Origin of the sequence: Enterococcus sp. AZ196 (genome assembly GCF_050498845.1) — a bacterium.
GTDB classification, from domain to species: domain Bacteria; phylum Bacillota; class Bacilli; order Lactobacillales; family Enterococcaceae; genus Enterococcus_A; species Enterococcus_A murrayae.
Window position 1 is genome coordinate 1,347,632 of record NZ_JBIPAM010000002.1, and the last position, 21,855, is coordinate 1,369,486.

Below are 21,855 nucleotides of genomic sequence, written 5' to 3' on the forward strand. Positions count from 1 at the left end.
CTATACACGTTAGAGTTCACTTCAAGGCAAGTCTTTTTTTCAAAAAAGCAGAGACTTATCCCAAAACGATTCCAGCATCTGTCAACGCTGCTTCCACGATCTCCATCACGATTTTACTATGAGCAAGCTGCTGTTTAACAAAGGACAGGTCCTTGTTGTCGATCACTTGATTAAATAGCTTGAATTCATCATACATCCGATGAGGGTGGTCCTTGTGGTCAAAGGTTTCTTTTTCCCCCGAAAGTACTTCAGTGGTGTAGCTGTTCAGTGTATTGGTCGGACCGTTCACTACAACAGAGCCTTCTGTTCCTTGGATCGTTGAACGGATCGTCGCCTCTGAATCCTTCGCTCCGATACAGACGACTTTTACATCGCCATAATCCAGCAGCAGCATACCCGAAGTGTCGATATCACGCTCGATGTTCGCATAATAGTGAACCTGTTGCGGTTTTCCCAGCAAGCCCACTACCAGATGAATGTTGTAAATATTGATATCCATCAAAGCGCCGCCACCCATCTTAGGATTGAAGGCTGGCAAAATCGTCCCTTCCTTGAAGGCATCGTAGCGGGAGGAGTATTGCGAATAATTACATTCAATGATTTTCAGCTTGCCGATATGTTTACTGGCTTCCTTGATTCCTTGGTAATTGACCAAGTATTGATTCGTGATAGCCTCGACTAAAACCAAGCCCTTTTCTAACGCCAGCTGCTCTAGATCCAATAATTCGGCATACTTCAACGTGAAGGGCTTCTCGCAAATCACGTGTTTTCCAGCCTCCAGTGCTTTTTTGGCAAAGCTGTAATGCAAATGATTCGGCACCGCGACATAAACAGTATCGAAGGCGTCACTTTGCAGGCACTCGTCAATCTCCGTATACGATGCCTCAATCCCATACTCGGCTTGGATTTTCTCCGTTTTTTCCTGACTGCGTTTCGTTCCTAAGATGGCCTTCACTTGAATTTCAGGTAAGTCCTTCGTAATCGGTAAAAACTCCTGTACAATTTTGCCCGAACCAAAAATGGCTAATTTCATGGAAATCCCTTCTTTCTTTGACTAGTTGATTACTTGCTGAATCCCTTTTTCCAACATTTCGATCTGAAGCAGCGTTTCTTCATCTTTAACGGCTTTTGGTTTGCCGTTGATTAGCGTTTCGTAGATGTCTTCATATACCCGGCTGTAATCACCGATCTCTGAGACCACCTTTTCTTCATGAAACACGCCTTTGTCATCCATATAAGTCAGCGTACCATAATGTTCAGGCAAATCAATCCCGAAATCCTTGTTTTCCGGCATATAAAACATCTTCAAATGTTCCTCTTGGCGGTCCTTGGTCTCCTTCACAAAAACGCCCTTCTTGCCATAAACCACAAAGCTTGGCCGTTCCTTTAAGCGGAAGTAGCTGGATTTTACCGAGACCTTCATCCGGCCATAAAAGAGATCTAAATCAAAATAATCGTTCATCCGATCATCCCCTAAAAGCTGACGCACTTCGTAATGAACATCATCCGGCTGACCAAAATAAGAGATCACCTGATCCAATGTGTGACAGGCATGCCCATACAGATAGCTGGTGCCGATGGAGAATTTCTCGACACCTTCTGGAACCTCCGGACGATAATAGTCATAATGCATCTCCACCTCCAGCAGATCCCCAAGCACACCGCTTTCGATCACCTTTTGAACAGTCAAAAAGTCCGAATCATAGCGGCGGTTTTGATAGCATTGTACGAACAAGCCCTTTTCATCCGCTAGTCGATACAGCTCTCTTGCTTCTGCTGAGGTTTCCGTAAACGGCTTTTCAATCAAGACGTTTTTCCCATGCTCCAGAACCTCTTTACCCAATTTAAAATGCAGCGGACTTGGCGTGGTCACTACTACCAGCTGAATTTCCGGATCATTGTAAATGTCATTGATATCTGACGTATAATTCGTACCAGGATTTTTCTTCCAGGTGATTCGGCCACTTGGCGAATAGATCGTTTTGACGTTGATTTTGTCCGTTAATTTAGTCGAAAATGGTAAGTGATAGCGGTTCGTACTCTTTCCGTTTCCAATATATGCGATAGTTAACATGAATAAATCCCTCCAAATTTGTTTTGCTGCATTCATTATAAAAGACTCTCGCTGCTAAAAAAGCCTTTCTGCCAAATCAGGTCGTTTTATCCAAGCATTCAATCCATTTCGCTGAAATCTTGAACATTTATACCAAAAATTGGGAAAAATGGGCGGCAGTTCTTCTGGATTTGTTGAATTTACGTTATGATAAGGACTGAGGTGATCACATGCTCTTAATAGATAAACTACGGCTGCAAAAGGACCTGACCAATACCGAAAAAAGAATCGCGGACTACATTTTGCAGCATCTGACAACCATCCCGGCGATCAATGTCGCTGAGCTCGCCAAAAACACCTATACGTCTCACTCCTCCGTGATTCGTTTAGCACAAAAAATGGGCTACGACGGCTTTCGCGATTTTCGAGTCGCTGTTTCAGAGATCGCCCACAGCGAGCTTTATCGTTCAGAACCAGTGGATGCGAATTTCCCTTTTATGCCTCAGGACTCAACCAAAGAAATCGCTAAAAAAATTGCCGATTTGACGATCAATACGGTCCAACGAACCTATGCCCAATTAGAGGATCAAATACTTGATGACACCGTCAACCTGCTAGCAAAGGCCGAGCGGATTTTCCTATTTGCGCAAGGAGATTCACAGATACGTGCCCGCAGCTTTCAAAATAAGCTGGTGAAAATCAACCGCTTTTTGATCATCGCGGATGAATACGCCGATGAGGATTGGAATGCCGCGAGCCTGACTAGTAACGATTGCGCCATTTTTATCACCTATCGGGCAAGAGTGCCGCAATATGAACGAATGATGAAGCACTTTTTGAATGAAAATATTCCTGCTGTGCTGCTTACCGGCAATAGCCAGTCAAATCTGATCCCCCTCGCTGCTCAAGCGATCGTCTTCACCCAAGAGGAGATGGACTTCTTAAAAGTCAGCACCTTCTCTTCACAGGTTGCCTTCGAATATATTTTGGATACTCTGTTCTCTCTTTTATATGCCAAAGAGTTCCAAAAAAATCTGTCGGACTTTAAGAAAAAGAACACGTGGATCGAAAAGGGCAGCTTGTCGGAGGATGCCAATAGTAACTAAAAAAACGATTCTACTTAACATCTGTAAAGTAGAATCGCTTTTTAGTTTATAAAACAGAAGTGAAATCGTGATTGACTATTTCTTGTAACTCAAACTGATCCTTCTCAAAAGTGAACTTCAAGATGCAGCAGTTCGCGATGCGTCCAGGTAAATCAATGTGGCTTGTATGATCCCAAACCCGCATAAATTGCCTGCAGGAAGCACCATGAGAAACCATCAGAATATTCTCCCCGGCATCCTTTTGAACCAAGTCAAAAATCGTTTGGGAAACTCTTGCTCGAAATTCCAACTCGCTTTCACCGCCAAAATCGACGAAAAAGTCTCCATAGGGCAAGGGCGGATTCAAGTATTCATGCTCCGCTTCTAAATCTCCGAAATTCCATTCCTTCAGGCCTTTGACTCTCGTATAATCCACGTTCGTCACCAGCTCCAACGTATCACAGGCTCGTTCGGATGTAGAGGCATAAGCACTATGTAAGTTGATGTTGTTCGCTATAAAATACTCCCGTGCGACTAATGCCTGCTTTTTGCCTAACTCCGTAAGCGGCGAATCACACCAGCCTTGAATTTTCTTCTGCTGATTAAACAAGGTTTCCCCATGCCGCATTAAATATAACATTTTCATTTCCTCGCTCCTTTTTATCTATCAAGTTGATCCCTGTCGTCTTCAGTTCTTCCTTTTTGATCCAGCTAGTCAAACAGGCTCATTATTGATTTTCAGCTTCTCATTTTCATAAGCCACCATATGGGTATCGTAATTATCCAATTTATACTTCAAATAGTCTCTGGCTTCTTCCAGCGCTTTGATTTTTTCCTCAGCCTCCTCTAAATGCTCCTGAAGAATCGCTTTTCTAGCAACTAAAGTTTCCCCGCCATCACGTGAAAGACGGGTATAATCAATCAAGCCTTCAATCGAAACACCAGCATTTCGCAAGACTTTCGCGAAATAAACCCAATTCAAATCCGTTTCGGAAAAATCGCGGTAGCCATTTTTGTCACGAGCGATCGGCGGGATGACTCCGATGCGTTCATAATAGCGCAAAGTGTCTGGTGTAAGATCGTATTTTTCACTAACTTCCTTAATATTCATGCCTTCACCTCTTTTTCATTTATCTATCTCACTAAAATTTTTACCGCTCCTGGATCACGAGGATCAAAAAAGCCTGACCGCCTTTGATCCAATGGGGCGATTTGTTGCATGTCCGTGTCCTTTTATTGTGCCTGCTTTATCTGTTGAAATAAGCATACACCTTGGAGTTCACTTTAGGGCAAGAGTAAATTTTTAATTTTACTGAATAAATGAACAAAAAAAGACAGATACACCTCTTGTATCTGCCTTAAAACACTGCAAGTAATAATTATTTATCCTCTTGTACCGTGATTAGATAGCTATTAACGGCTCCCGCTTCGGCAATATTAACGAAGATTCTATCCAATCTTTCGCGCTCCATCAGCCTCGGAAGCAGGATATTCTCAATGATTTCATCTTCGGTAGTCCCTTTTACGATATATTCCACCTTGCTGGCACTTTCGCCTGACTCTCCCGTAGAAGAACTAAAGGTGAAATCAACAATGATATCGTCGCACTTTTTACTATCTCTGGCCAACCAATGCCGTCTTGCTAGAAACTCGCCAAAATAACCCAATATGATCGTCTTTTCTTCCTGATCGTCCCAATCGTATTCTATCTCAGGAAAATCCTCCTTGAAAAAATTTCCTATTTCCTTCAAGTGCACGTTGGACAAGGAATAGTCGATTAAATCTACCTCTTCATACTCTGGCCGTTCGCTGATTTGATAGAGCAGAATCCCGTCTTTATCTAAAATATTAAACTTCATCAATAATTCATCCTTCAACGTCGTGATCCAAATCACTCGACTGGCTTGGTATCCGCCAAAACTCTGAAGCCTTTTCAAATATTTTATTTTCACCTTTTTTATCTCCCTGATTCTTTCTATTTTCACCTTCAGTATAAAGGAATCTACGGGTTCCGACTAGCTATCTTTTCGAATTTAAAACTCAATATTTAAAGATAAATTAAAGCGTTTGACCACTTTTAGAAAATCACTGAAGCAATTGAGCGAACGCTTACAAAAATTGCAGAAATAGCTAACATGATAGAAAGCCAATTAGTTTATAGTAATTTAAGTTTATCCCGTAAAGAAACCCACCGAGCTATAGACAATCCAGCATTTCGATACTAAAATGTAGTTGAGTAATCGTTCGCTGTCGTGAAAGTAAGGAGGAGCGGAAATGAAGAACGTTTTAGATATTTTTTTGCAGAAACAAGGTTTGACTCGGTACGATTTATCGAAATCTGCTGGTATCTCCGAACAGACCCTTTCCAAAGCAAGTAAACGTGATCCGGAAACCTACAGCTCTAAAACGATTATCGCTATCGCTAAAGGAACGGAGCACAGTCCAGGCGAAGTGTTAGATGCGCTGCGGCAAATTCGTGATAGTGACGAGCTTTATCAAGTAACCACCTTGAATGAGCTGCGGCAAAAGGTCCGAGAACAAGAGGACCAATTCATTGTCAAGGGTGAATTCAACGAGCTGTTGAAAGAAATTGAAAGAGGCCGAATCTCCGAGACGGCTGAATTGGGCTTTCAATATGGCAGCGGCGGCCTTGGAACCATCGCTGTTTACAAAATTTTGCGCATTCTGAATTCGTTTGGCGATGAGACAAAACTTGAAAATTTGAAGCAGGATATCGGTACTTTGTATACGATTGAATTCATTGACAAGAACAACGTGAAGCTTAGATTAAAGCAGTTGGATTATTAAAAAAACGGCAATGCCTCTTATTCAGCAGGCATCGCCGTTTTTTTCGAACGCCTATTCCTGTATGGTCACTAAGTAACTGTTGACCACACCTGCTGCGGCAATGTGTACGCGAAGCGTATCCATTCCCTCCTGCTCTAAAAGCTTCGGCAGCAAATACTCCTCGATCAGGTCATCTTCTGTTGCTTCTTTTTTTAAATAGTCTGTTTTACAGATTTCATCGCCAGTATAATCCTCACTAGAATCAAAGGTATATTCAACAATCACATCCTCCGTTTTTCTGCTTTCCCGCATTAGCGAATGACGTGAGGCCACACATTCCCCAAAAAAACCTAAGACAAAGGCAATATCTTCCTCATCATCGTAGTCTATTTCCTCTTCCCAGTTCCTCTCAAGATCACTTGTTCGCAAGAGGTGTGTGATCTCTTCCAGCTGTTCAAAGGTCAGAGCATTCGCCGAAATTTCATAGAGTTCGCTTTGTGGCGGCTCGGTTATCTTATAGACTACCTTTCCTGTTTTATCCAAAATATCTGCTTTAAGTAATGTTTCATCCTCTCGGGTATGGACCCAAACCACTCTGGCCGCCTGATAATCACCGAAAGACTGTTTCCTTTTTAAGTATTTTCTATTCACCCGTCTACCCCTGCTTTTTTCTTTCATATAATACAACTTTTTAACTCTTTGTTTCTCTCTTAAGTATAACGACCCTGTAAGTGCTTGACTAGTTATCGTTTCTTTTTTAAAACCCTTTTTTGGATAAAAAAAAAATCAATTGACCACCTTGTTTGCCGCTTGGCTTTTCTTACGCAGGAAATAAAAAACTCTAACCCTGTCAAAAGGTTAGAGCGTATTGTCTATTTACATTCAATATTGAATTCCTTCAGTAAACTGAGGGTCGCTTCGTTCAAGTGGTTTCCTGCAACTAAATCCGAATCAATAGAAAAATTCCCTTCAGGAAGTGCCCCCTGCAAAGCCAGTGTGTTGGCTAACACACATACGCTTAATTCTACACCGGCCACTTCGATTTGGCTTTTTTCCTGTTTTCGTTCCGCTGTTAATTCCCGAACCTGGATTAACGATTCTGGCGGCAAAGCATAATAATTTTTCTTAAACACATACTCATCCGACAAAGGAGCCAGCTCATCTATGATCTGTAAGCCAAACAGCTCCTCCGATTCATTTTTATGTTCGATGGGAATATCCCGCGTGAAAAGCACCATCTCGCCAGACTCGCGCGCCTTTTTCAAACGCTGCTGCAGTTTGGGAATAAGGAAATCTGCTCCTGGAACATGATTCTTATCATTCGCATCTAAAATACGATTCTGCATATCCACAATAACTAACATTGTTTTTTCCTATTTGGATCTTCCTAAGAAGAAAGAAACGATCAGCACTAAGATAATCGCGCCAATAATTGATGGCACCAAGGCCATCCCTGCCAATGAAGGTCCCCAAGAGCCTAATAATGCTTGCCCTAACCAAGAACCTACTAACCCAGCAATAATATTCGCGATCCATCCCATACTATTTCCTTTACCTGTAATTGCACCGGCAATTGCGCCGATGACTGCTCCAATAATTAATGACCATAATAATCCCATGTCAAATTCCTCCTAATAAACTTATTTTACTCGTGGTTCTTGTGCAGTTTCCATTCTTTCTTGTGCTTTATCCGTCCCGCGGTTTACAGCATCTTTCGCCTTATCCGTTTGCTTTGAGGCAAATTCTCCGGTTGATTTAGCCGCACTTGTGACCTTGTCTTGAACGGTTTCGCTGTCTTCTTCAAACTCTTTTTGCGTCTTGATATCCACCACGTGAATATTTACTTCAATGACTTCCAAATGAGTCATCTTCGCAACCTCGTCACGAATCACTGTGCGAATTTTTTCAGCAACAGCTGTAATGTCGCGACCATACTCAACGACGACATCCATATCCACAGCGACCTGCTTCTTGCCCACTTCTGTTTCGATGCCAGCAGTGACATCTTCTGTATTGACTAATTTTTCCTTCGCATTGGAGAGAAAGCCTCCGTCAACTGTTAATAGCCCATCCACTTGCTCGATTGCGACACCTATGATTTTTTGGATGACCTTGTCGTCATAAACCAAATCACCTTTAATCTCTTGCTCCTTTTGAGAGGCATGAGTGGATTCAGCTCCACTTGATTGCTCATGAAGCGGCTTGTTTCCGTAATTGTCTGCCATGATAAATTCCTCCTGTTAACTAATTTTTCCGGCATCATAAAATAACCTGGACAGCTTTTATAAAAAAGATTCTCAATGATTGACTGTCCCTCTTTCACTAATTAGCATAGCTCACTTTTTTTTATTTTCACAATAATCTGCTTACAATCGCTTAATTTGTTAAAAAATAAATCAATGAATTGATAAAAAAAGGCTGTTTTTACCATTTACAACAAGCAACTATTTCTGAAAATGATCGGCCTACAAGCCAACTGCCTCTTTGCCTTTTTTAAAATAACTATTCTCTGCTGAAAGCGGGTCTGCAAAGCAAAAAAGCTCTAACCACATAAGCGGTCAAAGCTTCGCCTTTCACTGGAAAAATTTACAACGCCCTTACTGTATCCACAACACTTTCATGATCGACATTGGTCACGTCAAAATGCAGCAGCTTGAAGGTGGTCTCCAAAATGAAACTGATCCCAAAAACAGAAATAACAGTCCCAATGCCAACCTTCGCACCTAGCAGCCACCCGATCAATAGAACCGTACCCTCGATCAAACCGCGAGTGATTCCAATCGGTACGTTCGGCATCCGTTTCCCAAGAGCCACCATTAAAGCATCCCGCGGACCACAGCCCATCGAAGCACCGATATAAAAATAGCTGCCGATACAAATAGACACCTGCCCCAGCAGCAGCATCACAACTCCAGAGAAAAAACTATGCATCTGAGGAACAATCTCAAAAGCTTGGATCATATCAACAAAAACCCCAATCAAAATCGTATTCAGAATCGTACCAAAGCCGACCTTTTCCTTCAACAGCACATCTACACCTAGAATCACTACCCCGCTAATGATCAAAATATTTCCATAGGTTTGGTCGGTCAGATTCGCAATCCCCATACTGAAGGCTTCCCATGAGGCCAATCCGATATTTGCCTGAATCGTCAAAAACGACCCTAAAGCAAATAAAAACAACCCAAAAATCAGACGAACCAGCCGCACACTATACCCTTTCATCAACATCCTTCTTTCTACTTTCAAAACAGCTGCTTTTCAACGACGTTAGACTCATTTCTATCCTCTAAAACGTCGATAGCTGCTTTTCATTTTTCAGCTATAGTGCAAAGCTACTTGTCTTTTTCAAATTTGTCAATGGAAACTCAAAAAAATCTCTTTATTGATCACGGTTAATCCATTCCTTTAGTAGGCTTACCAAATCAAACAGTTTATGACTAATTAATCGCCAATCATTTTTTTGATCACCAGCCGGTAGCACCTCAAAATCCCGCCTTGAATGATTTTCAAAATAATCGTATCCAGTCCATCATATTCGAGGATTTTGGGAATCAGAATGTTTTCGATTATGACCGTATCCGTCAAGTGCTCCTCAAAAAATTCCAACTCACATACTTCTTCGTCATCCTCCAACACCTCGTCAGTGGAAGTGAAATCATATTGGACTACCTGAGTGTCGAACCTCCTGCTATATTCCAGCAAGGACTCATTTCTCGTGACCTGAAGTCCAAAAACCCACAGCGTGTCCTCAAGGTCCTCTTCTTCCCACTCAACTTCTGGGTACATCTCATTTAAAACCCCCGCGATTTCTTTTATCTCCTCCGAGGTTAGATTATCCTCACTAACCTCGATCGGCGCGTTATCCGGTTTTTCCGTAACTGTGCACAAATGATTGCGATCCTTATCTAACAGATTGAACTTTATCAGCTCTTCACCTGCCAACGTTGTAATATGGATCACCCGTTCTGCATGGTAATCACAAAAATCAATCGGTTCCTTTTCATACGTAACCTTCACTGCTTGTCCTCCTTGAATAAAATGATTCATCAATGTAAATCTTTTAAAAAAAATACGCAAACGCGATCGATTTCTTTTAAGAAAAATAGTTTATTCAATCAGCCGGCTTCCGTTCACCACAAATAGCCCGTGATAAAACGGGCTAAAATTTTTATTCATGTTGATTTCTACTGACTATTCGATCCCATACCAACGTTGGCTTTTCTGATGAGATACAGTCAGTCAGCTACTCGCGCCTGCAGACACGATCGAGTAACCGCTTTCGTTTTTTCTTTGGTTGTGCTGGTGGCGACTGATTGACTGCTGGTGCCTTGGACGGAGCCGCCCTTTCCTCCACCATCGCCGTGAGGGTCAGGCTCGCCGGAACAGATTGATCATCGACTTCTAGATTGACCGGTGCCGCATTAGCTGGCAGACAGGCCGAAATCAGTGATATGGCCTGCTCTTGAGTTAGCGACCACGGATCGAGCCCTTCAGGAAGTTCGATGTGTTGAATCAATACATCCTCTTTTGGTCGTTCCTCGGTAATTCGCAAATCTTCCGGGAAACGGATAGTGGCTGGGTCAGCTTCTGCTTTTGTTGTTGGTGCTGGCTCACCCTGCGCTTTGACAGGCTCTTCAATCGCAGTGCTGGTTGCCGCCTTCATCATCGTGCTCAACGGATCAGTTGCAGCTTTTGGCGAATTCTTGAATTTCGCTGAATCATCAAAAAGATCAGTTACTCTTTCTTCGATGACAGTCGCATGCTTCACCTTTTTGAATAATTGAACGCCATCCTTTTCAAACAGACTCAGCTTGGTTAATTTTTCTAATGAGGAACGGATCTGCTCCCCTGTTTTTGACACATCAAAATTTTTAAAACGAAAATGATGCGATTTGCCGTTGCCATTTTCAAATTCTGCATCTAATGTAAATGTACTTATCATTTTTTATCCCTTCTTTTTTCGTATTTTTTGCCTCCTTCCTAATCCTCACGTCATGATTCTGCTAAGCTTGTCAGCGGTTTTCCAATGACTTGGCTGTAAAGATGCTCAAGCTTTTCGGAGATAAATGTTTGCGCTGGAAACAATTTGACCGACAATAACTGCCAATCTTCTTTTCCGAAATAATCAATAAAATATAAATAATAGCGACGCATAGCAGCAGTAGATCTAGTTTTTAAAAAGATTCGCTGCACAAGAGTTCTTAATACATATGAAAAATCCGCTTTACATAAGTCTTCCCGAACCTGCAGCGTGATCAACATCTCGAGGGTGGCCGTTCCATCGTTTGTTTCATGATAGTAGCTGCTGATTCTTTTTTCCAAAGTTTTACGTGAAAGCGAAAACAATTTTTTGTTGTTCAAACCATACTCTTTCAAAAAAATCCTCCTTTCGTCAAAAATAGTTTCAATTCTGTGGTGTGAGATATCTACATAATCAAAATACGCTTATTTGCAACCAAATTACACACCAAAAAATTAATATTAAATTAAGCATAATAATTCTCAGGAACGAATTGTTATTACACCAATCATTCACGCGCCATAAAATAACGAAAAATTTCTTTTTTTCGATAAAAAAAAGACCGACTATACACTTGTATAATCGGCCATCTGCCTCTTTTTAAGCTACCAATCGCCAAAACTCGCTTCTTTGGAAACTATTTTCTCCACTTTTTTTACTCTCTGGTCGTATTGGCTTTTATAATACCGATAGTCTTCTTCGAGAATTTCTAATGAAGCCTTTTGTTCACGAGTCAAGCTGCTTTTATTTTGCTTCAAGCCATCGATTTGAAAAGCAAGTGTAAGTACGTGAAGCTCTAAATCCTCAAACTCCGCCTCATCCATCATGAACCACTCCTTTGATCTTTTTATAATTGACGACTACCTTCTGATTGTACTGATCGATTTCATCCTTCGTCAGTCTAGAATCCTGACTAATGTCCACCAAACAGCCGTTGGTGTATTTTTTGAGCACCGTGCCCGACAGCGCACTCTTGCCTTCGTTGAATAAAAAATCAACCGCATCACCAACGATAAACTGCAAATTGTAGGTATTTTCTCGCACCTCCATGAGGGAGCTGGGAATTGCCTGACTACCATTTTTCAAAACATCTCACCCTTTTTCTATTCTCTATAAAAAGTACGCAAACCGTTTGTCGTTTCTTACAGTCAATCTAAAAACTGTTCAAGAACCTGACTTTACGACAAGTATCGCTACCTTTTAGTTAGTCATTTCTCCTTATTGTAACCGATTAGAAAGGCTATACTGAGAAAACCTTAATGAAAAATTAAGATTCAAGCGAAGCATAGCAAAAAAGCCAATAACCAAAAAAACCTCATTATCGAAGGTTTATCCGCTCATTCGCTTTCGTTTTGTAAAGTATTTTTCGAAATTACTTTAAATTTTTAAACAATTCTGCTGCTGCTTCAAAACTAGGTTTCTAAAGACAACCTTCTGACAACCCTAAAAATCATAATTTGCTCTTATCTCCTCTATTTCATGCTTCATTCGTTCCTTAATACTGTCTGGACTCAAAATTTTCAGGTGTTTCCCATAGGACAGCAACTGTCTAATGAGCCAACGCTGATCAGTTACTTGAGTGGTAACGATCGCAGAACCATCCTTTTGAATCGTTATGTCCTGATGATCAAAATCATCAAATACTCGATAGAGAATTTCTTTAGAAAAGGCCAAGGTCAATTCAATCCTCTGACCCTCCCTTTCAGGAACAGCTATCTCAGGAACGACCATTGGAGTAAAGGTTTCGTCCATTATTTTGAGAGACTGCATGCGGCTGATTTTGAAGACCCTGAAATCCTTCCTCGATAAGCAAAAGGCTTGCAGGTACCATGTTTGTGATTTGAAAATCAGCTTTAATGGATTACACACCCTTTTTTCTCGTTGATTCGACTGACTTATATACTCAAATGCAACCTTCTTCCTATTTAAAATTCCTGATTTGAGCCTATCGAATTGGGCACCCTCGTTTTCCTGATACCAAGGAGAAAAATCGACCTCCAGCCAATTGTCCTCGGGAAGCTTGAACAATGATTGCAATTTTGAATAGGCCTGCTCACTTTTTTCCGGTTCGATTGCTTTGATGCCCTTCAGTGCTAGCAACAGGCTTTCTTGCTCCTCTTTTGAAAATAAAACCTTGTCTAAGACAAAATGATCCATCAAATAAATGCCGCCATTTCGGCCCGTTTCTGCACAGATAGGTATTCCTAGAGAGCTGAGTGCGTTTATATCTCTGAAAATAGTTCTATCAGATACATCAAACATTGTGGCTAATTCGCTGGAAGTCGTTCATTTTGCGTTCAGAAGATGATAGATAATTCCAAATAACCGACCATTATTCAATAGATTTTCTCCTCTTAAATATTTTTTATAAACTATGACATTAGATGTCATAGTTTCCATAGTACTATTAAACCATACTATAGAGGAGGTTTTGAAATGAAATTTTCAATTTCGAATACCGTTAGAACGAATAACTTTAAAGACGCTGCTATCCAAGAAAAAATTATGGGCCTATGGCAGCAAAGCAATGCCTTTATCGCACAGGCGAAGGAACAAGGAAAAAGTATTGCGGCGGTGTATCATGATTACGAAAGTGATTACAAAGGGGACTATTCTCTTTCCATCTGCAAAGAAACTGAGGCTGAGGGGGATTTTGATACTTCCAAATACCAGTGGAAGGAATACAAAGTGGATAGCTCTGACGAATTAGGCGTCCTGAATGCCTGGAAGAAAATATGGTCAGAGGAGGAAGCCCAAGTAATCCAGCGAGTGTATGAATTTGATTTTGAAAACTACCCTCCTGCTGGGGAAATTTCTATTTTTATCGCCGTTCAATAGACTAGCGGCACCTTACCAAAGACAGCGAACCCAGAAATTAAACGGGTTCGCTGTCCTTTTTATACTAAAAGCAAATCCTCCATAAACCTTCAAAGTCGATGGTTTATGGGGGATTTACTTTCATTTCATTAAGTATTTCTCAAAAAAACTTTACGTTTGTAAACATTTTCGGCGTTTATTCCGCAACTTCCTCTAATAAGGCCTGCGCGACTTTATCTGTCGTTACGAGGATATTGATCAGCTTCGTCTCAATCGCGATTTTGGCGATTGGCATTCTTCTGAGGTCATCAACAATCGTCATTACTTGAGGAATCTTTCTGATATCCTCTAAAGTGATCCCCACGATACTTTTATTGATCTCATTGTCGACTTTTTCTCCTCTAGCATCGAAGAAGTTGGAATTGATATCTCCCAGTGCTTCGTCCGTTTTCAGCTGCTGAATATCTGCTTCCGTCAAATAGCCGATTTCCTCCATCGTGCTTCCGGCATAGGGATTTCCTAAGCCTACGATCGCAAAATCAACGTTGGCGCCATCATCAAGAACTGATTTTATCGTCTGATTGCTGCGTAAAGCGATCGCCAGCTGTTCATCCGACAGCATCGCGGGCGCATACAGATATTTGGATTGCCCGCGAATTTTTCGAGCCAGATCATAGCACAGCTGATTGGAATGGATATTGACATGAGAGTCTCCCATCCCGCCAATCAGCGGGATCACGGCTACCTCCGTGTTTGAGCTGTGAATGACGGAATCAACCACTCGCCGGATTCCTTTGCCCCACGAAATCCCGAGCTTTTTGATGGATTTCAGGCGGCTATTTAGGTAATAGGCCCCATAGTTGGCTGCTACCTTTTCCACCTCTTCGTTCGTGAGATCCTTTGAATCGACGACCATCGCGGTCTTTAATCCGTAGACGGCTTCTAAGGAGCGCTCCAGCTTTGAGGTGTATTCATTTTTACTATTAATAGTAATTTCCACGATCCCTTGTTCCCTTGCATCAAGCAGCAGCTTGGAAACAAGGGAGCGGGAAACACCGATTATTTTAGCGATCTGAGCCTGCGTCAGTCCATCCTCGTAGTATAAGCAAGCAATTTTTATAATATTTTTTTCTTCAAAAGTATTCATCATTATCTTCCTTTACTATGGATTAACTGTTTTTTACGCTACTCGAATGAAATCTCATCTCCGACAGCCAGTGTTGGAAACACCTTTGGTTCGACTAGAATCGCGCCAGGCAGAATCTCATTGTTCTCGCCATCTCTAAAATAGAGGGAAATGTGTCCCAGCGTCTCAAAATTGGGGTTCGCCTCTTCTCCAACCTCAAGGATATGGTACTCCTGCTCCCCGATGGTCAAGCGTCCATTCTTTTGGATCACATTTTTCGGAGCATCCGCGCCTTCATGAATGACACAAATATCTCTTAACTCTGCTGTTGCTTGGGGTCCGAATAAAATCAACAGGAACTCCTCCGCGAAATCCTCAACGATCGAACCGATTTCTACAATTTTTGTTTTGTACATGCTTAGGCTCCTCATAGGTTTTTAGGCAAAGGTCTCATCCTGCAATTTACGCAGTTTGTAAACCGTCGTTGATTCGTCCAGCTCAATATCATCAATTGTCAAGAAAGCACCGTCCTTGATATCACGCTTGGCTACCGAACCGCCGCCGACTAAACCAATCGGCACATTGCCGTTTTTCTTCATTTCCGCATGTGTTTCCAACACACCGCGAACACAATAGCCGCCGATTCCGTCGATTTTTTCACCTGCTTTGATGTCGCGTTTCGCAACAGCCACTGTCTCAGAAATCGGTGCTCCTAAAGGAACGATCGCTGTGTCATGCTCTAGTACTGCTCGAGCGATGGTCAACGGTGTTTCCAGACTGCACAAGTGGTACGGACGGAATAGGATATGATGATCACGCTCGCCCTTTTTCAGTAAATAATTCAATTCATGCTGGACGCCTTCGTTTTGCCCCTTCACAATACAGAAGATCCCTGGAGCAATACCGTCAACATATTCAACAACGCCGAAGCTATTTAACACGCCGCCGTTTTCTTTCAGGTTTAATTTTTCGACTGTTCCGTCTAAATCAGCTGAGACTCCATGCATTCCCACAACATCCGGCAGGTAGCCGATCGCATTGGACAGGAGATTCATTTCAGCCATTGTCTTCGTTCCATCCTGGAAGGCAGCCAGCATATGACTGTTCATCCCTTTGGAATCCGCTTCTGCCTGGGCAGTATCTGGATTGGCACTTACTTTTAAGGCATTGTTTTTCCCTTTGCCGGCGACAAGGACTTCCATCCCCATGCTCTTAGCAAATTCATACATTTGAACCGTTGCCGCAGGCTCATCCCCGTCTGAACCAGTGTAGACAAGGTCCGCTGCGTCGTATAATTTCTTCATTAAAGGACCAACCGTGATATCGATCTCTACATTTAATAGAACCAAATGTTTTTTAGCGATCAATGTTTCTAGTGAGATTTTCGCTCCTGCCTCTGGAACACCCGTCGCGTCGACGATCACTTCTACATTTTTAGAATGGACGATTTCTTTAAAATCGGTGCTTGTCAAAATGTCGACTTTTTTCTCCGCACTGGCATTGTAGGCATCCGCTGCTCTTTTCGCGGCATCTAGATTGATATCACTGATTCCTGCAACGATCATACCGGGAATTGTTGAGATCTGAGAGACCATCCCAAAGCCCATTTGTCCTGCCCCGATTACTCCAACTTTGATCGGTGCGCCATTTTGTTCTCTTTCCAAAAGCTTTCCATATAATGTCATTCTATCTTTCCTCCGATGTTTGCTTATTTTCGATTTCGTTTTTGATAAAGTCGATTGATTGCTTTAAGGCTTCGCCATGTTTTACCTTTAAGATGTGTTCTGGGATCGTATCGATGCAATAGTCTTCAATCTCGGAATACCGCTTGAACTTCGCAAAGATCGTCAATCCAGTCATCACCTGGCACTCTTCAATGACGCCGTTTGGATCGGCGACCATCAGTACAATACTTCGTGCTTTAAATTTACTTTGAGTCATTCCAATCCCTAAAAAGCCCGCTCGGTTTTCTTTCAAAATGCTGTTGACTGTTTTCTTGTAATAATTCGAATGTCTCAGAGAGGTGATCACATTCAGAACCAACAACAGGACCACAAGCAATGCTAAGCGAAGTTCAGCCATACGTATTCTCCTATCTGTTAAAGGTATTCATTGATGAGGCGATTCGCCAAAATTTTAGGTGAATTAGCGAAATTGCCAATCGTCGATCCCGCGATGTGGGGAGTGATCGTTACATTTTCCAAGGCTAAATACGGGTGATCTGCTGGTAGAGGCTCTTGTTCAAAAACATCCACTGCCGCACCGGTAATCTCTTTGGTCTGCAACGCTTCAATCAAATCCGCTTCGTTGATCAATCCCGAACGTGCACTATTAATGACAACTGCCGATGTTTTCATTTTCTTGAAATGCTCTTTATTCAGCATATTTCTTGTCTCGGCTGTCAGACGATAGTGCATCGAAATAATGTCCGCCTGCGTAACCAATTCCTCCAGAGAAACTTGTGTATCCTCTGTTTCGCCTTTGAAGTAATCATCAAAGAAAATGATTTTTCCGCCAAATGGTCGAACCAGATTCGCTACCTTTTGACCAATCGCCCCATAGCCGACCAATCCTACAACCGATTCCTTCAACTCAGGAGCCAGCACACCGTTTGGATAAGATTTTTCCCACTCGCCATTTCGTAATTTGCGATCCGCTCTGGCGATGTTTCGAATTTCAGAAAGCATCAGCCCCACAGCATATTCAGAAACACTCGTCTCACTTCGACCAGGCGTATTAAACACTGTGATCCCTTTTTCTTCAGCGTATTGTCTATTGACGTTTTCGATTCCGGCACGCAACACACCAACAAATTTTAAGTTTTTTGCCTTGTCGATCACTTTTTTACCGACTGGCGCAAACTGGGTGATCAAGTAGTCGTACTCTTCGATTCCTTCTATTAAATAGTCCGGTAAATCGACCGCTTCGCTTCCTTGCTTTTCAAGTGTGATATTGTCCTTTTGAAGGGCTTCTAGATCGTCATGCTGCCACTCTTTTACGACTACCTCGATGCCCTTTTCCTTCAAATCGGCCAAACCATTCTCCATCATTTGCTTATCGATGAATAAATCTGCAATTGCCAAACATTTAACCATTCACTCGTTCTCCTATCCTTTTAATCTAAAATCACTGAAACTCGGTAATTACCGGGAGTGCTTGCTGTTTCGAACGCTTTTTGAATATCATCCAACGGGATCTGCGTCTCTACCAGCTTCGAAACATCGACTCTGCCAGTATTCAGCATTTCAGCAGCATCCGAAAAGTCCTCTAATGTTGACCCATAGGTGCCGATCAGCTCAAGACGCATATAATGCACTTTGTTCGGATCAACATCCATTTCTGGTGCCGGATACCCTGCCGCGTACATTGAAATCTTCCCATCTTTAGGCTTCACCATCTCCAGCGCTTGATTATTGGCTGGTGTCGCTCCTACCGCAACAATCACGATGTCTGCCCCTTTGCCGTTCGTCAGCTCTTTTACCTTTTGGACAGGGTCTTCTTCCTTAGGATTGATCACTTCAAAGCCCATCGCTTTTGCGACCGCTACCTTTTTCTCCATTAATTCAGAGACAATCACCTTCGCACCAAAGGCTCTGGCTGTTTCCGCATTAAGCAAGCCCATAGTTCCGCCGCCAATGACTACGACCGTATCGGTTCCTGCCTTCACTCGTAACTTTTTCATATTTTGAATGACAGAGGACAGCGGTTCAACAAATGCAGCTTCAGACGCCGGCAAATCTGGATTCATTTTGACAAAGCTTTTCGCCTTGCGAACAAAATAGTTGGCAAAGCCAAATATTCCATAGTACTCTTCAGAGTAGTTTTTACCGAACTGTTTGATATTCTCACAGCCCGTAACCTCTCCGTGCTTGCATTCCTCGCAATACCCGCAATAATCATAGACAACACTTACACGATCGCCGACTTCATACGTATCGCCTACCTCAGAACCCTTGGCGATGATCGTACCAGAGCATTCGTGACCGCCTGCCATTGGATAGCCCTGATGCTCCCGCAGACCCAGCCACTGCTGATAATCTGTCGTACAAATATTACAAGCATCCTGCTTCACTAAGATTTCATCTGCCAAAAGCTTTGGCATCGGCATTTCCTTTACTTCTGCAACGCCCTTTTCTACTAAACATCCAAATTTGATTTTGTCTGGAATCAATTTACTCACCCCTATTTTTTTTAAAGTCCGAATGACATGAAGTAGGCAACTACTACTGCCAAGGGACCTGTAATCACACGTGAAAACAGAATCGCCGGTACCCCAGTTGAAATTGTTTCAGGGTCCGCCTCTCCTAAGGTCATCCCAACTGGAGCAAAATCACAGCCTACCTGAGAATTAATGGCAAATAATGCAGGCAGCGCATAATGTGCTGGGATGGTTCCGTTTGCAATTTCTGTTCCGATCAATAGACCGATAACCGAAGCAATAACCGCTCCCGGCGCTAATAATGGAGACAAGAAAGGCAAACTAGTGATCAATCCTAACACAACCAGTCCAATCAGACTGCCCGCCAATGGAGACAAGACCTTCGCGATCAAATCGCCGATTCCGGTATAATTTATTATTCCGATCAATGTAGCAACAAATGCCATAAACGGGAGAATGTTCGTCATCACTGTTTCAATCGTTTCTCTTCCCGCTTGGTACATAATATTAATGAAGTTACCGGCTGCCCGACCAATTTTATCGATAAAGCCGATGAAGCCTCGTTTTCCATTGGGAGCAGGATCTGGTTTGGTGCTCTCGGTTGGTTTTTCTTCTACTATTGAAGCCTTAGGTTCTGGTTGGATTTCCTCTGCCGCGATCTCAGCGGCAGCATCGCCTGTGACCAACTCAAGATCGTTGATCGTTGTTCCTGAAACAAAGATATCCTCTGTCATAAATTTGGATAACGGTCCAGAAGGTGCCTGAAGCTTTACATTAACCGTCGGAATATTCATTCGCGGATAGGTGCCGCAGCGAGCGGTCCCGCCGCAATCGATTACAGCAGCCAGTGTTTCTTCCTTTTCAACCGGATTCTTGAACGCATCCACAGCTGTCGTTCCCGTTAATTCAGCAATTTTCTCAGCCACCGGATGAATGCCGCCGCCGGTCACACTGATGACATATTGCTTTTTATGATCTGGAACAAGTGTTAATGGGCCGCCCCATCCGCCTTTTCCTTTATGAACAATCACTTTTTTACTCATTTTTTTCCCTCCGCCTTCACTCTAAGCATTCACTGCTTTTTTCTTGTCTCGACTGGATAAAACAGCTGCAATTCGTTCGGTGATGACTCCGCGAATAAGAATCACGACAAAACCGGCCATTAGATATCTCAGCGCCAGCTCGCTTTGGTTCCCGACCTTAGCAAAGCCTTGGGCAACACCTAAATAAACAAAAAGTTCTGCAGCATTCGCATGAGGAAACAGACCAACAATTGGGTGAACCATTGATACGGTTGCATCGTAATAAGCAGCTTTATGCTCCTCCTTTAAAAATCGACCGAATGTGTAACACATTGGGTTTGTTAGGAAAAAACAAGCTAAAAACGGAATCAGTGTATAGCGTAAAACGAAAAACTTCGTGCACATTTGCATGAATCCAAACACTCTTTCCTCGCCAATGATCTTAATCAAAGCGTTTACAAAAAGAATCAATGTGATCAGCAATGGAATGATCCCTGTTAGAAAGCCGACAAAGGTCTCAGCCCCTGCTTGAAACATCCCAATAAAACCGTCTGATAATTTAACTAAAAAATCCATAACCTTCCTCCTCTTGTAGAATTTGCTACGCGCGCGCGATTCCATACCATATGACACAACTCGTGTCACTTGGTATGTTCGAGTTCATAATAGCAGGTGACACAATTTATGTCAATTGGGATTTTTAACTTTTTTTTTTAGGGTTTTTAGTATAAGATGAAGAAGAGTCTTTTACAGCATTCTTCAATAGGAGGTTTTGACATGAATAAATCTGAAGAGAGAAACCTGATCAAGGTGGCTACTCTCTATTACAAAGAAGGATTAACCCAAGTACAAATATCCAAAAAACTCGGGGTTTCCAGATCCCTAATCTCGAAATGGCTGGTTGCCGCGAGAAACCAAGGCTTCATTGAATTTTTCTTTAATAGTGAAGAGGTCTACTCAGTGGAGCTAGAGAACAAGCTTGAGGAAAAATTTGGTCTTAAATCAGCGACAGTCATTGATACGAATAATCTCTCCACCTCAGAAATTGAGAAGGTCTTGGGGCAAACTGCCGCTTTGGCAATCAAAGGAAAAATTGAAAATGTCCAATCAATCGGACTCTCTTGGGGAAAATCGATCAAAGCATTGGTCACCCAGTTTCCGTTTGAATCATATTCTGACAAGGTCTTTATTCCTCTTATTGGCGGGATGGGAATAAATAATTTTGATATCCACTCCAATCAGCTTTGCTATGAGTTCGCAAGAAAGACGAGAAGCTCATCAAAATATTTATATACCCCTGCACTAGTCAGCAACCCTACCATACGTGCTGAGTTTGAAAACAATGAATACATTCGTGAGATTCTTGAGGAGGCAAAGCAGGTGGATCTGGCAATTGTCAGTATTTCCTCCCCTTATCACATTAATACCATGCAGGAAATTGGGTACCTTTCAGAGTCTGATATCAAGGAATTGCATGATCTGCAGGTCGTTGGCGATATGAACTCCCGATTTTTCGATAAAAACGGCGTTGAGGTCGATCATGTCACAAATACGAATGTCATCGGCATCGGAATTGAAGACCTCAAGAAAATTCCGCAGGTCGTGGCTTTGGCGTATCACGAGGATAAGTGGTCAGGTGTCTATTATTCCTGCAAAAATCAGCTGATCACTGACCTGATCACTACGGATGTCATTGCAAAGCAAATCTTAAAGGCCGAACTATAAAACAGCTGCAAAAAAAATGGACCAATCACGTTCTTTTGTGATCGGTCCATTTCTCTTT

General features: G+C 42.3%; 28 protein-coding genes and 1 pseudogene. 4 read left to right on the forward strand and 25 right to left on the reverse strand.

The annotated features are described in order from the left end of the window. Positions 1-55 precede the first annotated feature (55 nt). On the reverse strand, positions 56-1,033 hold the full coding sequence (locus IGI67_RS24135; RefSeq protein WP_429959630.1) for a Gfo/Idh/MocA family protein: 978 nt from the start codon (positions 1,031-1,033) through the stop codon (positions 56-58). Between the two features lie 21 nt (positions 1,034-1,054). Beyond that, positions 1,055-2,074, reverse strand: a complete 1,020-nt coding sequence (locus IGI67_RS24140; RefSeq protein WP_207108047.1) for a Gfo/Idh/MocA family oxidoreductase — start codon at positions 2,072-2,074, stop codon at positions 1,055-1,057. Positions 2,075-2,283: 209 nt separating this feature from the next. Between IGI67_RS24140 and IGI67_RS24145 the strand changes: the two genes are divergently transcribed. Continuing rightward, a complete protein-coding gene (locus tag IGI67_RS24145) occupies positions 2,284-3,159 on the forward strand; it encodes a MurR/RpiR family transcriptional regulator (RefSeq protein ID WP_429959631.1) in 876 nt (291 codons plus the stop codon). Positions 3,160-3,205: 46 nt separating this feature from the next. Here IGI67_RS24145 and IGI67_RS24150 read toward each other — a convergent pair whose 3' ends face one another. From IGI67_RS24150 to IGI67_RS24160, 3 genes are all read right to left on the reverse strand, one after another. Beyond that, entirely contained in the window at positions 3,206-3,784 is a 579-nt protein-coding gene (locus tag IGI67_RS24150) for a histidine phosphatase family protein (RefSeq protein ID WP_429959632.1), read from the reverse strand. Between the two features lie 69 nt (positions 3,785-3,853). Then, positions 3,854-4,249 (reverse strand): MerR family transcriptional regulator, encoded by a 396-nt coding sequence (locus IGI67_RS24155; protein ID WP_429959633.1) that lies wholly within the window; start codon positions 4,247-4,249, stop codon positions 3,854-3,856. Positions 4,250-4,517: 268 nt separating this feature from the next. Further along, entirely contained in the window at positions 4,518-5,090 is a 573-nt protein-coding gene (locus IGI67_RS24160; RefSeq protein WP_207108039.1) for a hypothetical protein, read from the reverse strand. A 322-nt stretch (positions 5,091-5,412) separates the two neighbouring features. Between IGI67_RS24160 and IGI67_RS24165 the strand changes: the two genes are divergently transcribed. Continuing rightward, the gene (locus IGI67_RS24165; protein ID WP_429959634.1) at positions 5,413-5,946 is read left to right on the forward strand and encodes a helix-turn-helix domain-containing protein; all 534 of its coding nucleotides are present in this window, start codon (positions 5,413-5,415) and stop codon (positions 5,944-5,946) included. 51 nt (positions 5,947-5,997) lie between these two features. Here IGI67_RS24165 and IGI67_RS24170 read toward each other — a convergent pair whose 3' ends face one another. The 12 genes and pseudogenes from IGI67_RS24170 to IGI67_RS24225 form a co-directional block, all read right to left on the reverse strand. After that, positions 5,998-6,576: a hypothetical protein gene (locus tag IGI67_RS24170; protein WP_429959635.1), complete on the reverse strand. Its 579-nt coding sequence runs from the start codon at positions 6,574-6,576 to the stop codon at positions 5,998-6,000. A 221-nt stretch (positions 6,577-6,797) separates the two neighbouring features. Continuing rightward, positions 6,798-7,289: an isochorismatase family cysteine hydrolase gene (locus tag IGI67_RS24175; RefSeq protein WP_429959636.1), complete on the reverse strand. Its 492-nt coding sequence runs from the start codon at positions 7,287-7,289 to the stop codon at positions 6,798-6,800. A gap of 9 nt (positions 7,290-7,298) precedes the next feature. Continuing rightward, positions 7,299-7,544 (reverse strand): GlsB/YeaQ/YmgE family stress response membrane protein, encoded by a 246-nt coding sequence (locus IGI67_RS24180; RefSeq protein WP_207108035.1) that lies wholly within the window; start codon positions 7,542-7,544, stop codon positions 7,299-7,301. Positions 7,545-7,565: 21 nt separating this feature from the next. After that, on the reverse strand, positions 7,566-8,150 hold the full coding sequence (locus IGI67_RS24185) for an Asp23/Gls24 family envelope stress response protein (RefSeq protein ID WP_429959637.1): 585 nt from the start codon (positions 8,148-8,150) through the stop codon (positions 7,566-7,568). A 361-nt stretch (positions 8,151-8,511) separates the two neighbouring features. Next, complete coding sequence (locus IGI67_RS24190) at positions 8,512-9,150, reverse strand: YczE/YyaS/YitT family protein (RefSeq protein ID WP_429959638.1); 639 nt, start codon at positions 9,148-9,150, stop codon at positions 8,512-8,514. A gap of 219 nt (positions 9,151-9,369) precedes the next feature. Next, positions 9,370-9,945: a hypothetical protein gene (locus IGI67_RS24195; protein WP_429959639.1), complete on the reverse strand. Its 576-nt coding sequence runs from the start codon at positions 9,943-9,945 to the stop codon at positions 9,370-9,372. Between the two features lie 226 nt (positions 9,946-10,171). After that, on the reverse strand, positions 10,172-10,870 hold the full coding sequence (locus IGI67_RS24200; protein ID WP_429959640.1) for a DUF2922 domain-containing protein: 699 nt from the start codon (positions 10,868-10,870) through the stop codon (positions 10,172-10,174). 50 nt (positions 10,871-10,920) lie between these two features. Beyond that, the gene (locus IGI67_RS24205; RefSeq protein WP_207108028.1) at positions 10,921-11,304 is read right to left on the reverse strand and encodes a hypothetical protein; all 384 of its coding nucleotides are present in this window, start codon (positions 11,302-11,304) and stop codon (positions 10,921-10,923) included. Positions 11,305-11,553: 249 nt separating this feature from the next. After that, on the reverse strand, positions 11,554-11,775 hold the full coding sequence (locus IGI67_RS24210) for a hypothetical protein (protein ID WP_429959641.1): 222 nt from the start codon (positions 11,773-11,775) through the stop codon (positions 11,554-11,556). Beyond that, positions 11,765-12,034 carry a DUF2187 family protein gene (locus IGI67_RS24215; RefSeq protein WP_429959642.1) on the reverse strand — a complete coding sequence of 90 codons (270 nt, stop codon included), beginning with the start codon at positions 12,032-12,034 and terminating at the stop codon, positions 11,765-11,767. Before IGI67_RS24215 ends, IGI67_RS24210 begins: the two co-directional genes overlap by 11 nt. Before the next feature lie 357 nt (positions 12,035-12,391). Then, entirely contained in the window at positions 12,392-13,105 is a 714-nt protein-coding gene (locus IGI67_RS24220) for a helix-turn-helix transcriptional regulator (RefSeq protein ID WP_429959643.1), read from the reverse strand. A 21-nt stretch (positions 13,106-13,126) separates the two neighbouring features. After that, a pseudogene (locus tag IGI67_RS24225) lies at positions 13,127-13,219 on the reverse strand (HTH domain-containing protein); the annotation flags it as partial. Positions 13,220-13,384: 165 nt separating this feature from the next. Between IGI67_RS24225 and IGI67_RS24230 the strand changes: the two are divergent. Continuing rightward, positions 13,385-13,786: a GyrI-like domain-containing protein gene (locus IGI67_RS24230; protein WP_429959644.1), complete on the forward strand. Its 402-nt coding sequence runs from the start codon at positions 13,385-13,387 to the stop codon at positions 13,784-13,786. A gap of 175 nt (positions 13,787-13,961) precedes the next feature. Here the strand turns inward: IGI67_RS24230 and IGI67_RS24235 are convergent, their stop codons facing one another. The 8 genes from IGI67_RS24235 to srlA are packed head-to-tail and all read right to left on the reverse strand — an operon-like array spanning position 13,962 to position 20,648. Next, entirely contained in the window at positions 13,962-14,912 is a 951-nt protein-coding gene (locus IGI67_RS24235) for a sugar-binding transcriptional regulator (RefSeq protein WP_429959645.1), read from the reverse strand. 38 nt (positions 14,913-14,950) lie between these two features. After that, positions 14,951-15,307, reverse strand: coding sequence for a PTS glucitol/sorbitol transporter subunit IIA (locus IGI67_RS24240; RefSeq protein WP_429959646.1), 357 nt, complete (start codon positions 15,305-15,307; stop codon positions 14,951-14,953). Positions 15,308-15,328: 21 nt separating this feature from the next. Further along, positions 15,329-16,576: an NAD(P)H-dependent oxidoreductase gene (locus tag IGI67_RS24245; protein WP_429959647.1), complete on the reverse strand. Its 1,248-nt coding sequence runs from the start codon at positions 16,574-16,576 to the stop codon at positions 15,329-15,331. A 1-nt stretch (position 16,577) separates the two neighbouring features. Continuing rightward, a complete protein-coding gene (locus IGI67_RS24250) occupies positions 16,578-16,973 on the reverse strand; it encodes a transcriptional regulator GutM (protein WP_207108021.1) in 396 nt (131 codons plus the stop codon). Between the two features lie 17 nt (positions 16,974-16,990). Then, entirely contained in the window at positions 16,991-17,986 is a 996-nt protein-coding gene (locus tag IGI67_RS24255) for a 2-hydroxyacid dehydrogenase (RefSeq protein WP_429959648.1), read from the reverse strand. A gap of 20 nt (positions 17,987-18,006) precedes the next feature. Next, positions 18,007-19,062, reverse strand: coding sequence for a zinc-dependent alcohol dehydrogenase (locus tag IGI67_RS24260; RefSeq protein WP_429959649.1), 1,056 nt, complete (start codon positions 19,060-19,062; stop codon positions 18,007-18,009). A 20-nt stretch (positions 19,063-19,082) separates the two neighbouring features. Continuing rightward, positions 19,083-20,093, reverse strand: coding sequence for a PTS glucitol/sorbitol transporter subunit IIB (srlE, locus tag IGI67_RS24265; protein WP_429959650.1), 1,011 nt, complete (start codon positions 20,091-20,093; stop codon positions 19,083-19,085). Between the two features lie 21 nt (positions 20,094-20,114). Beyond that, positions 20,115-20,648 (reverse strand): PTS glucitol/sorbitol transporter subunit IIC, encoded by a 534-nt coding sequence (srlA, locus tag IGI67_RS24270; RefSeq protein ID WP_207107680.1) that lies wholly within the window; start codon positions 20,646-20,648, stop codon positions 20,115-20,117. A gap of 201 nt (positions 20,649-20,849) precedes the next feature. Here srlA and IGI67_RS24275 point away from each other — a divergent pair, with 201 nt between their 5' ends. Continuing rightward, complete coding sequence (locus IGI67_RS24275; RefSeq protein ID WP_207107681.1) at positions 20,850-21,797, forward strand: sugar-binding transcriptional regulator; 948 nt, start codon at positions 20,850-20,852, stop codon at positions 21,795-21,797. Positions 21,798-21,855: the final 58 nt, after the last annotated feature.